Origin of the sequence: Synechococcus sp. Cruz CV12-2-Slac-r (genome assembly GCF_024346075.1) — a bacterium.
Taxonomy (GTDB): domain Bacteria; phylum Cyanobacteriota; class Cyanobacteriia; order PCC-6307; family Cyanobiaceae; genus Synechococcus_D.
Window position 1 is genome coordinate 1 of record NZ_JAGQEK010000048.1, and the last position, 11,381, is coordinate 11,381.

Here is an 11,381-nt window from a genome sequence, read left to right on the forward strand (position 1 = left end):
GCCCGATTCATCAAAAAGGCCACCGCCAGTTACTTGGGCATAGAGCACCCAGTGGTCGCCGCAATCCATGCGTTGTTGCACAGTGGCTTCTAGCCATGCCAATGCATCTGGCAGTAGGGGTTGCCCCGCGGGGCTGTTGCGCAATTCAAGGCCAGCAAAACGGTCGCTGCCGGGGCTAAAAGGCTGTAAAAACTGCTTCATCGTTGTTAATTCACGGCCTGCGGCAAGCACGTTCAAAGCAAAACGATCGCCCACATGCAGCAGTGCTTCCACAGCTCGATCGCGGGCTACCGCCACACTGAAACCCGGCGGTTGAAAACTTGCCTGGCTTACCCAGCTCGCCACCATTGCACCACTAAGGCTTTGCTCCCCCTCCCCTTTACGGGCCGTTAATACACAAAGGGAACCGATCACCCTGCCGAGCGCCAGAACTGCGGGGTCGCTGCGGCTTTCACTGAGGCCGCCAGCAGTGCGTTTTTGTTGACGTTTTTGTTGCTGTTGCAACTCCCTCGCCAAGGCCATGCCGGTTTCTTCACAGCGCTTAAGCGTTTGAACATCGGGTTTGAATTTCACCCGGATTGCTGCAAAGGCTTGCTTAAATCCTGCATCACTAAGTTTGCTTTCCAGCAGATCAACCGCTTCACCACTCCAACCAAAACTGCCAAATACCCCCACAGGTTTGCTGCGATCGCCTTCTGCAAGCAAGGTGCCAAGGGCAGAAACAATTGGGGTGGGGGCATGCCCCCCCAAGGTTGGTGAGCCGATTAATACGGCATTGCAATTCTTAATTCCATCTAGCAATAGCCCGGGGTCGCTGAATTCGCAATTCAGGCTGTTTACGCGCACGCCAGTGCGGGCGATACCTTGGGCAATGGCATCAGCTATAGCGGCGGTATTGCCATAGGCGCTGGCATAAATAAGGGTTACAGCAATACTCGCTTTGCGTTGCACTTCTCCCCAACGGCGGTAATCAGCCAGGAGGCTGCGCCAGCTATCCACAATTGCGGGGCCATGGCCTGGAGCGATACTACGGATTGCTAATTCTTCTAAACGGTTAACTACTATTTCCACCTGGTTAGCCATTGGCGCCATCAGGCAGTCGTAGTAGTAGCGGCGATCTTCGCTACTACTGGTGGAATTGATTTCGGCGTAGCTTTCGGTGCAAAAGTGAGCGGCAAAGAAACGACCACTCATCAATAGGCCACTGGCGAGGTGGAAGGCTGCTAAGCCGCCGGGCCAGCGTGGTGTGGGCAAGGCCAATAGCAGTAATTCTTGGCCATTGGGTAATACAAGTAGCTGTTCATGTTTAACCACCTCCAATGGCGCTAAAGCTGGTGGAGGAGTTTGCTCCTCAGTGCCCGGCCGTTGTTGGTGCCATAACTCCTTAAGCAGTTTTGCGCCGGCATTAGATGCCACCAGTTTTAGTTGGGGCCAGCTTTTTGCTAAGCGCTGCAGCAAGGCCACCCGATTTGGGTTCACATCACCTAGCACCACGGAGAGGGGGCTGGTGAAGGGCACTAAATCTTTTAGTTGCTCTAAAAATGGCTCCGCAAAGGCATCCCCAGGTGGATGCACCAGAACAGCTGCGCAATTACCGCTACTGGTATGAAGAAAACTGTTGTGGCAGGTGCCCCGCTCCAGCCCATACTCCACCTCAAATCGCAAGCGCTTTGGGCTTAACCCCCGCAGGCAGATCAAATCCTCCTCTAGCGCTATCTGAATAACACGGCGATCTTCCATTAGTAGTGGTTTCCAACTTTGCGATGATGGGTTGCAGTGAGTGCTTGCTGATCAGCTACGTTGCCGTTGCGCACTTCGGCGTAGATAAGCCAATGGTCGGCGCATTCCATGCGTTGCATCACTACGCAATCAAGAAATGCCAGAGCATCGCTTAATACAGGTCCGCCGATGGCGGCAGAATCTAAGGTGGCTATACCTTCAAAACGATCAGCACCGGGGGGAAAGCGCTTTAGGAAATGCCGCAGTAGGGGCTGGTGGTTTTCAGCTGCCAAAACATTAATTACGAAGTTATCGCCCATTTGCAATAACGCCTCGATCGCACGATCTTTAGCAACAGCTACCGTTAGCCCGGGAGGGTTAAAGCTCGCTTGGCTCACCCAGCTAGCAACCATGGCGCTACTGCGTTCTTCCTGCCGCGCTGTTACCACATATAAGCCGCCACTAAGGCGACCTAGAGCTTTATCAACATCTGCATCTAGAGCCTTCATCGCCGCTATCGCTTTGTCGCGCAATAGCAATTGACCTAAATCGGTGCCAGCCTCTTCGCACAATTGATAAGCGGCAGCATCAGGCACACTACGAATGCGCAGAGCTGCAAAAGCTTGGCTATGGCCAAGTTCGCGCAATTGGCCAGCAATAGCATCAATCGGGTCGTCGTTGCCGCCATAGGCGTCGTATAAACCCACTGGTTGTTTCGCTTGTAAAGCTGCTAAAACGGTTCCCCAATTGCTTTGTAAATCGCTATCGCGATTGGCTGGTGGGGTGGGGAGCACCACTGCAGCTGCTTCTCCAATTAAGGCTGCCAATTCTTGGGGTTCAGTACCCCTTAGATCCACCAATTGCACGGGCAAATCTGTTTTATTGATACCTCTAGCAATCGCTTGGCTCAGGCGATCACAGAATCCATATAAACTCACGTAAACAACAGCTGCGTAGCGATCACCTTTGCTGCGCTCACGGCTCCAATCGCCGTAGTCGTTTAACCATAATTTGAGATGATCTCTTAATAAGGGGCCGTGGCCAGTAGCGATTAGTTTTATTGGCGGAAGCGCGTCTATGCGTTTTAGTGCTTGCAGCACACTGCGGGCATTCGGGCCCATTAGGCAGTCGTAGTAGTAACGAAAATCTGGTGCTATGGCACCTGGATCAACATCAAAAGTTGCTTCGCTGCAATAGTGCAAACCAAAAGCATCACAGGTGTAAAGCACTGCGGTGCCATGGTCGAAACTAAATATTGTGTCTGGCCAATGCAGATTTGGAGCGCTTAAAAATTCCAGTTCGTGCTGAATTCCACTGTTGGCATTTGCGCCGAGATCTAGGCGATCACCGCTTTTAACAGCTCGGCTGCGAAAGGGGCGATGCACCATGCTTTCGAGGTAATTGATCGCCACCTTGGAAGCCACCACCTCCATGTTTGGGTTTAAATCCAATAGATCTGCAACTAAACCGGAATGATCTGGTTCTGTGTGGGAAATAACCAGGTGATCGATCAAACAGGGATTAATAAGCTCTTTTAGTGCGGGTAACCATTGATTACGGAATTTTGCATGGCTGGAATCCACAAGGGCAACGCGTTCTCCCCTTAACAAAAAGGAGTTGTATGTTGTGCCGTTGCGCAGGCCGAATTCAATATCAAAACGGCTGCGATCCCAATCAAGCGATCGCAACGTGGTTGTATCGGCAGCAATATCGAGCTGCTGCACTGTGAGCCTTGGCTCCATGGCTGATTTGCGTTAGATCGAATCTAAGGCCGGCTTGGGACTGTTGTTGCGCAAACTTAAGCCCGGTATCGAGCTCACTAATGCAGATACCTGATCGCGAAACTGCTGCAAAGTTTCATCGGTGCCTGGTTCCCCATGCCATTGCAAACGGGTTAGGAGCTCGAGCCCACCTTGTTCCCTATCCGGCTGGAGCGTTGCATCAAGGCAAAGCAGCCCAACAATGTTGGGATGGCTTGCCCGCAGCGCCCCATGCACTGCTCCGTTATCGATGATTTCAACGCGGTGGCCAAGGCGTATCAGATCTTTACGTAAAGCATTTAGCCAAATGCGCAGCCCAGGAGCGGTGCTGGTGCACACGCGTATTAGTTCCATCCGAAACCATGCATGGGTGAGATTGTGAGTCTCGGTTGTTGCAGGTTGGATTGGCTGTGCCCTGGGCCACCTTTGCAGAACTAACCCTCTACCGCAACAGTTACAGCAGCATTGGATTCTGCTTTTGGTGCATTGATATGCAACAAGCCATCTTTGTAGTTGGCTTTTAGTTGGTCGCGGTTGATGCCACGGGGGAAGTGGAAACTACGGCTCCAGGTGCCATAGCGGAACTCATTCACTACAGGTGCACTTTGTTGGGGTGTTTGGTTTTGATCTTCCGTTGAATTAAATGTTGGAATGCAGCGTTTGGCTGTAACCACCAAGCTGCGTTCTGTTGCTTTTACATCGATTGATTGGCGATCAACACCAGGTAATTCAAGGCTGATCTGGAAGCCTTCATTTGTTTCACGCACTTCAGCGGCCGGCACCCGTTCGGCCTGTGCTAATTGCTGTTCAAGTTTGTCGAATAGATCGAAATGGGTTGCGTGGCGAGTAAGCATTGGTTGAAGTTCAGTAGACCCATCAAGCATCGTTAAAAGGAATGCTGTTGTGGAGTGTATGAACCGAACTTTTTGGTTCGGTGCTCCTTACCGGCTTCGGTTCTCCGCACCACCACCAATCGCTAAAACATGCGGCTTGGCCCCTGTAATGCAACTCTGCATCAATCAAATTCCATAGTTTTGCACCGCGAATTTGGAACCGTTTTCCCTGGCTATTAATTCGTTCGCCTCCGTAGCCCTCAAGCCAATTTTTTTCTTTTACCTGCGCTAAAAACTTTTCACGATCAAAGCGTTGCTGTTGGCTTGCACTAAGCCTTGAAGGTAAACCCACCATCTCAGACCAGCTGCGGTTAAATAAATTCAATGCAGCTCTATTTGCATAAATAAAACATGGATCTTCTGCGCCATTATGGCAAAGAATCACTTGGTCTAGTATGAACAGCTCTTGAGCTGCAAGGCGAGTGCCTTTCGCTTGTAATAGAGGCCTACCAAAATATTTTTGATGTGATTGTAATAATAAAGCCACCAGCCCCAGGGTTTCAGGGCTAAGCCAGGGGGGATCGCTGGGGCTGTTTTGGTTTTGATTCACGGAGTTGCATTTGTTGCCATCGCCAGCAACATTGCTGCTTGCGCTTTTTGATTGCTATGTTCACGCAGGTGTTCCAAAAATATTTGTTTCGCCTGTGGATAAAGCGGTTCCTCTGCCAGTGGTAGATCACCAGCTTCTGCTAAGCCACTGCTGTCAAGGGCTGGCGTGATCACCACTAAATCAGGATCTAATGGCGAATTGTATTGCCACCATTTCTCGGCATCTACATAATTTTCAATAGCTTGATTAATAGAAGCACCTGGAATTTCTTGCTTGTTTTGTAATATTATTTTGCGCTTTTCTGCTAGCGCCTGCAGTAATTGCTTGCGGCTACGGCCCCGTAATTGGAATAAAACAAAAGGATCTTCAGTAAAACGATCACCCATCAAATAATAAACAGCACTGATATGTTTGCAGGGATTTGCCTTGTCTGGGCAGCTGCATTCACTACCGATTTCTTCTAATTTAAAAGGGAATAATCTGCGGCCACTGGCGGCAAAGGCTCGTTCGATATCCTGCGGCATAATCCCGGCCAATAGCTGGCAAGCCCAGCGCGCTTTTTGGCTGAGGGCTTCTAATACAAATTCCCAATCTTCATCAGTTAATACATCAAGCCACAATTGCACTTTATAAGGTTCTGATTCAGTGCCCTGCACCTCCGCTTGTACCCTACGCCCTTCAAACCTAATGGAAATTACATTGCCTTCACGGGCATAAATCCAAGCTCTTTCAAGGCGCTTCTTATAGCGATATGAATTAATTAATTCCATCCACTCGAGCACCCACCAAGGCTGCTCTCCCAATCCATCTTTACCTAATTGGGTGGTGATATTATTGCCGCTTGTCATTTTAGTTTTCCTCCAGGGCCACCAGGTTTCTTAACTGTGTAAATTCCAAACCACCCAACCATTCTTCGCCGCTGCCAACAATATCGGCTGCAAGTTTTGCTTTTTCTTTTATCATCTGATCTATTTTTTCCTCAATTGAGCCGGTGGTGATGAATTTATGCACTAACACCTTCTTTTGTTGGCCGATGCGGTAGGCCCTGTCTGTTGCTTGATTTTCTACAGCCGGATTCCACCAGCGATCTATATGGAATACATGGCTTGCTCTTGTTAGATTTAAACCAACGCCACCAGCTTTTAACGAAAGTAGAAATAATTGCGGACCCCGCGGATCTAGTTGAAAGCGATCCACCATCGCTTGCCTAGCATTTTTACTACTACCACCATGCAAAAAGGGCACTTCTTGCTGCCAGCGTTGCTGCAGGTGGCTTTGTAATAAGTGCCCCCATTCGGCGAATTGAGTGAATAATAATGCACGATCTCCGGCTTCTAAAAGCTCTTCAAGCAATTCTTCAAGCCGTTGCAATTTAGCTGATCTGCTTGCAAAACCTTCGCCTACTGTTTCTTCTTTAAGCGCTAGGGCGGGATGATTACAGATTTGTTTTAAACGTGTGAGCAGAGCAAGAACTTGGCCATTTTTTTTGCCAAGAGGTGCTCTTTGGATTGCCTCCAGGCTTGCATCTACGGTTTTTGTATATAAGCGGCGTTGTTCTGGGCTTAGGGAAACCCATTCATTTAATTCAAGCTTTTCTGGTAGATCTGTAATTATTGATTTGTCTGTTTTTAAACGGCGCAATATAAATGGTTTAACTCTGGATTTTAGATCCTTTAATGATGCCGTATCTCCATAGCGTTCAATCGGCAACTTATAGCGTTGTTTAAAGAAATCCTCTTCTCCCAACACGCGGGGATTGAGATAATCCATTAGTGCCCACAGTTCACTAACCCTGTTTTCCACTGGTGTGCCGGTTAAGGCAATGCGGAAACGCCCTTGGCGCGATGGTTTTGCCAGCAGGCGTGCAGCTTGGCTTTGTTTTGAAGCAGCATTTTTGATTGCCTGGGCTTCGTCTATTACCACCCCCTGCCAATCCACATTGCTTAATAGATTGCTATCTCTTTGCAATAAGGCATAGCTTGTTAAACATAGATCTATCCCTTTTAGGCTTTTGCTTAACGCAGCATCTGTCGCTGCTCTTTTTGGCCCGTAGTGCTCAATTAGATTTAGTTTTGGGGTGAATTTATTCGCTTCCCGTTTCCAATTCGTGAGCACTGAAGTGGGAGCCACCAGTAATACGGGGCGGCGCAATTCTTTTTCTGCTTTTAAGTGTTGTAAAAACGCCAGCAGTTGAATTGTTTTGCCCAAGCCCATGTCGTCTGCTAAGCAGGCGCCTTGGTTGAAGCGATGCAAGAAAGCAAGCCAACCCAAACCCCGTTCTTGATATGGCCGTAGCTGCCCGCTAAATCCCTCCGGTGCAGGTAGCGGATCAGGGGCTTTTTGCTGGTGGTATTGCTCCAACACCGCTTGCAGGCGCGGACCGGCTTGAAATTGATGCACCGGCAGCCGCTGCAGGCTTTCCCCTTCGTTTGCGCTGAGCCTTAAGGCGTCATCAAGGCTTAGGGGTGGGTTAAGCGCGCAAAACTTTTCGGCATTGCGTAGATCACCCGGTCTTAATTCAAGCCATGCCCCCTTGTGTTGCACCAACGGACTTCGTTTTGCTTGTAGCCGTTCCAGCTCTTTAAGGCTGATCATTACACCGCCGATCATCAACTCCCAGCTCCATTCGAGATCTTCGCCAAGGCTGAAACCTGTTGCTCCGCTTGGTAATTCGGCTTTAATCGCCAGGCCGAGCCGGCTTGCTAGGCCGCCGCTGAGGCTTGCGGGTAACACCACTCCCACCCCCACATCACGCAGGCGAGCAGTAGCGGTTCGCACCAGCACAAATGCTTCTGCTGGAGCCAATTGCATCTGCTCAGGGGTGGCAGTTTCTAGGCCGCGACCGAGGGGCTCAAAAGCCACTAAGGCCCTACCTAAACCCTCCAGCAATAATTCCGCTGGATCCGCCACATTGATGTCGCCCAATTGAAGTTTGCCTGCCCCAGCGGCCCACACCGCTGCAGCGGGTTGACGCAGGCTTGGATTCGCTTCTGCTTGTAGGCCGAAATGCAGTTGCCACAGTTCACTGCCCTCTGCTGGCACCTGCAGCTCTAATACAGCCCTTGCTGGAGCCATCCTTCCTGCCACTGTTTCGCGCCAATGGGCAGTGGCGGAAGCCAGCCGTTGGCAATCCCCTTCCACAAGCTCCAAATCGGCTGCACTGCAATGCAACGAGCTCTGCCAGGCAGCTAGTAAGGGGTCTAATTTTGGAGTTTCTATTTCATTGAAATAAGTTGCTTGATCTGAACGCAGCTGGCTATCGAGCAGAACGGCAATAATTTCCGCGAGTTGCAAGCGGGGCGCACTTGGTCGCATGCAGGCCAGTTCAGCTATTTCAGGAGCATTGGCGCAGTGGATTGCTGCGGGCATGCGGCTAGCTAGATCTTCCAGGCGGCGGCGGTCGCTTTCATGGTTGAGCAACGGTTCCCAACGGCCACTAGCAAGGCCAGAGCGATTTGTATGCACGGCCGGTAGCCAACGCCCCCGGGCGATCAAGCTCAATACCCAGCGCTGCAGGTGGCTCCACCAGAGCAATTCATCGCTGAGACAATTATTGCCGCCTCCAGTTAGCGGTAATTTGCTCAGCCAGGTGGCTGCCAAGGGAGCTGGTAATACAAGGGCAGACACCCGCCAAGGCCACCATTCCAGCTGTTTTGGCAGCAACTCACCCGCCATCAAAGGCAGGCCATTACTGCGGGTGGGCAGGCTTAATTGCAATTCCAAATGCTGCGTTCCTGCTGGCAACAATTTCTGTTGCTGCAACCAATTTGATAATTCAGGTTCAGACAAAGCAAGCGGATGGAGCGGGGGTGCCTCCAGCCGATCAAGCTCGATTGGTGTTGCTACCTGCCAGTTATCAGCCCAAAGGGCAAGGCAAGGCAGAGCAGAATTCTGCAGCCACGCGGCATGCAGCAGGGTCATAGGAAATAGCGCCCCAGCGCATCACTATGGCTGGGCGCTGGCAGCGAATTGAATCGCCGTTGCGAGATCATGGCTGCATCAGGTTTGAAATGCTTCGAAATGGCAATTACCCCCCGCAGCGGCAGTGAAATTCGTGCTGCTTTTCTTAAATTTTTTGAGCAGCGAGGCCATAAACCAATGGCAAGCGCTTCCTTGGTGCCGGAAGATCCCACGGTGCTGCTCACTATCGCTGGCATGTTGCCATTCAAGCCCGTTTTTTTGGGGCAGCAGCAGCGGCCTGCGGCGCGGGTTACCAGCAGCCAAAAATGCATACGCACAAACGATATTGAAAATGTGGGCCGTACGGCGCGGCATCACACATATTTTGAGATGCTCGGTAATTTTTCCTTTGCTGATTATTTCAAGGAAGAGGCGATCAAATGGGCTTGGGAGCTGAGTACTGAGGTGTATGGGCTTGATCCAAAAAATTTGGTAGTTAGTGTTTTCAGGGAAGACGACGAAGCAGAGCAGATCTGGCGCGATCTGGTAGGCGTTAAGCCAAATCGAATCATTCGTATGGATGAAGCCGATAATTTTTGGGCTTCTGGCCCCACCGGTCCTTGCGGACCATGCTCAGAAATCTATTACGACTTCAAACCAGAACTAGGCGACATCGGCATTGATCTAGAAGACGACTCCCGTTTTATCGAGTTTTATAACTTGGTATTTATGCAATACAACCGCAACGCAGAAGGGGAGCTAACTCCTCTCGCAAAGCCATGTATTGATACCGGCATGGGCCTTGAGCGAATGGCTCAAATTCTTCAGCAGGTGCCTAACAACTATGAAACTGATCTGATCTATCCATTAATTGAAACAGCAGCAAATCTTGCAGCTATTAACTATCAAAATCTTGATTCCAAAGGGCAAACTTCTTTAAAGGTGATCGCCGATCATTCGCGGGCAATTACGCAACTTATTTGTGACGGCGTAACAGCTAGCAACTTGGGCCGTGGCTATATCCTTAGGCGCCTATTGCGGCGCGTGGTGCGTCATGGACGGCTACTTGGTATTGAAAAGCCATTTCTAGCGACAATGGGAGAAGCCTCAATTGCATTGATGGCTGCGGCATATCCCCAATTGCTTGAGCGCCGTGAGTTGATCCTGGTGGAGCTCGCTCGCGAGGAAACCCGGTTTCTTGAAACCCTTGATCGTGGTGAGAAGTTATTGGCGGAGCTGTTGGCTGCTAACCCCTTGCAGATAAGTGGTGAACAGGCTTTTGAACTCTACGACACCTATGGTTTTCCTTTGGAGCTAACTGAGGAGATCGCCGCAGAGCATGGTCTCAAGGTGGACCTTGCCGGGTTTGAAATGGCAATGCAGGCCCAACGGGAGCGGGCCAAGGCCGCAGCGGTAAGCATTGATCTCACCTTGCAGGCTGCGATTGATCAAGTGGTTGCAGTTTCAGCTATTACTACCTTCAATGGCTACAAACAGCTAAACCAAACCGCTACTGCATTGGCGTTATTGGTAAATGGTGCAGTAGCCCAGCAGGCTAATTCTGGTGATCAGGTGCAGTTGATTTTGGATGCCACTCCTTTTTACGGCGAAGGGGGTGGCCAGGTTGGCGATCAGGGCCTGCTCGCCAATTCTGCTGTGAAAGTGGCGATAAATTCGGTTACACGCAACCGCAATGTGTATGTACATAGCGGCCAGGTTGAAAGCGGTTCTATAGCGGTGGGTGATGTGGTGCAGGCCCAGGTGGATCGCTTTAGCCGCAGCCGCGCTCAGGCAAATCACACCGCCACCCACCTACTGCAGGCGGCCCTGAAGCAGTTGGTGGATCCCGCCATATCCCAGGCCGGTTCGCTTGTGGATTTTGATCGGCTTCGTTTTGATTTCCATTCGCCCCGTGCCATTACCCCATCGGAGCTGGATCAAATTGAGGCGTTAATCAATAGCTGGATCACTGCAGCCCATAGCTTGCAGGTGAGTGAGATGCCGATTGAGCAGGCAAAAGCAGCGGGAGCGGTAGCGATGTTTGGTGAGAAATATGGAGACCTGGTGCGGGTGGTGGATGTGCCGGGTGTGTCGATGGAGTTATGCGGTGGTACCCATGTGGCAAATAGCGCCGAACTTGGGGTGTTCAAAATTATTAGCGAGGCTGGGGTAGCTGCAGGTGTGCGCCGTATCGAGGCAGTGGCGGGTTCAGCGCTGTTGCCATACCTAAACCAACGAGATGAGGTGGTTAAAGCGCTCACTGAACGTTTCAAGGTGCAACCCACTGAAATCCTGGAACGGGTTGCGCTTTTGCAGGAGGAATTAAAAGCCACTGGTAAGGCTCTAGCTGCAGCCCGGGAGGAATTGGCATTAGTTAAAGCAGCGGCATTGCTGAACCAGGCCGAAACCGTTGGGGATTATCAAATTTTGGTGGCCCGGCTTGATGGGATTGGCGCTGATGGAATGCAAACCGCCGCGCAGCAACTACAGGAGCAGCTCGGGGATGGGGCAGCGGTTTTGCTCGCTGGTGTAGCAGAACCAGCAAAAGTGGCACTGGTG

General features: G+C 50.8%; 8 protein-coding genes. 1 reads left to right on the forward strand and 7 read right to left on the reverse strand.

The window, feature by feature from the left end; translation table 11 throughout:
• The 7 genes from KB557_RS05600 to KB557_RS05630 form a co-directional block, all read right to left on the reverse strand.
• Positions 1-1,740: flavin reductase (locus KB557_RS05600; protein WP_255132117.1), on the reverse strand; the 1,740-nt coding region annotated here is incomplete at its 3' end.
• Entirely contained in the window at positions 1,740-3,461 is a 1,722-nt protein-coding gene (locus tag KB557_RS05605) for a diflavin flavoprotein (protein WP_255132120.1), read from the reverse strand. The genes KB557_RS05600 and KB557_RS05605, both read right to left, overlap by 1 nt.
• A 12-nt stretch (positions 3,462-3,473) precedes the next feature.
• Positions 3,474-3,833 (reverse strand): hypothetical protein, encoded by a 360-nt coding sequence (locus KB557_RS05610; protein WP_255132122.1) that lies wholly within the window; start codon positions 3,831-3,833, stop codon positions 3,474-3,476.
• 80 nt (positions 3,834-3,913) lie between these two features.
• Entirely contained in the window at positions 3,914-4,333 is a 420-nt protein-coding gene (locus KB557_RS05615) for an Hsp20/alpha crystallin family protein (RefSeq protein ID WP_255132133.1), read from the reverse strand.
• A 22-nt stretch (positions 4,334-4,355) separates the two neighbouring features.
• Positions 4,356-4,922 carry an MEKHLA domain-containing protein gene (locus tag KB557_RS05620; RefSeq protein ID WP_255132124.1) on the reverse strand — a complete coding sequence of 189 codons (567 nt, stop codon included), beginning with the start codon at positions 4,920-4,922 and terminating at the stop codon, positions 4,356-4,358.
• Positions 4,919-5,770 carry an SWIM zinc finger family protein gene (locus KB557_RS05625; RefSeq protein ID WP_255132126.1) on the reverse strand — a complete coding sequence of 284 codons (852 nt, stop codon included), beginning with the start codon at positions 5,768-5,770 and terminating at the stop codon, positions 4,919-4,921. Before KB557_RS05625 ends, KB557_RS05620 begins: the two co-directional genes overlap by 4 nt.
• A 1-nt stretch (position 5,771) precedes the next feature.
• Positions 5,772-8,843, reverse strand: a complete 3,072-nt coding sequence (locus KB557_RS05630) for a DEAD/DEAH box helicase (RefSeq protein WP_255132128.1) — start codon at positions 8,841-8,843, stop codon at positions 5,772-5,774.
• 99 nt (positions 8,844-8,942) lie between these two features.
• Between KB557_RS05630 and alaS the strand changes: the two genes are divergently transcribed.
• The coding region (gene alaS, locus KB557_RS05635; RefSeq protein WP_255132131.1) for an alanine--tRNA ligase at positions 8,943-11,381 on the forward strand (2,439 nt) is incomplete at its 3' end.

What these genes read in the sequence shown, in the direction of transcription:
- KB557_RS05630 (WP_255132128.1), bottom strand. Translation starts at nt 8,843, where the DNA reads ATGACCCTGCTGCATGCCGCGTGGCTGCAGAATTCTGCTCTGCCTTGC.
- KB557_RS05605 (WP_255132120.1), bottom strand. Translation starts at nt 3,461, where the DNA reads ATGGAGCCAAGGCTCACAGTGCAGCAGCTCGATATTGCTGCCGATACA.
- KB557_RS05625 (WP_255132126.1), bottom strand. Translation starts at nt 5,770, where the DNA reads ATGACAAGCGGCAATAATATCACCACCCAATTAGGTAAAGATGGATTG.
- KB557_RS05610 (WP_255132122.1), bottom strand. Translation starts at nt 3,833, where the DNA reads ATGGAACTAATACGCGTGTGCACCAGCACCGCTCCTGGGCTGCGCATT.
- KB557_RS05615 (WP_255132133.1), bottom strand. Translation starts at nt 4,333, where the DNA reads ATGCTTACTCGCCACGCAACCCATTTCGATCTATTCGACAAACTTGAA.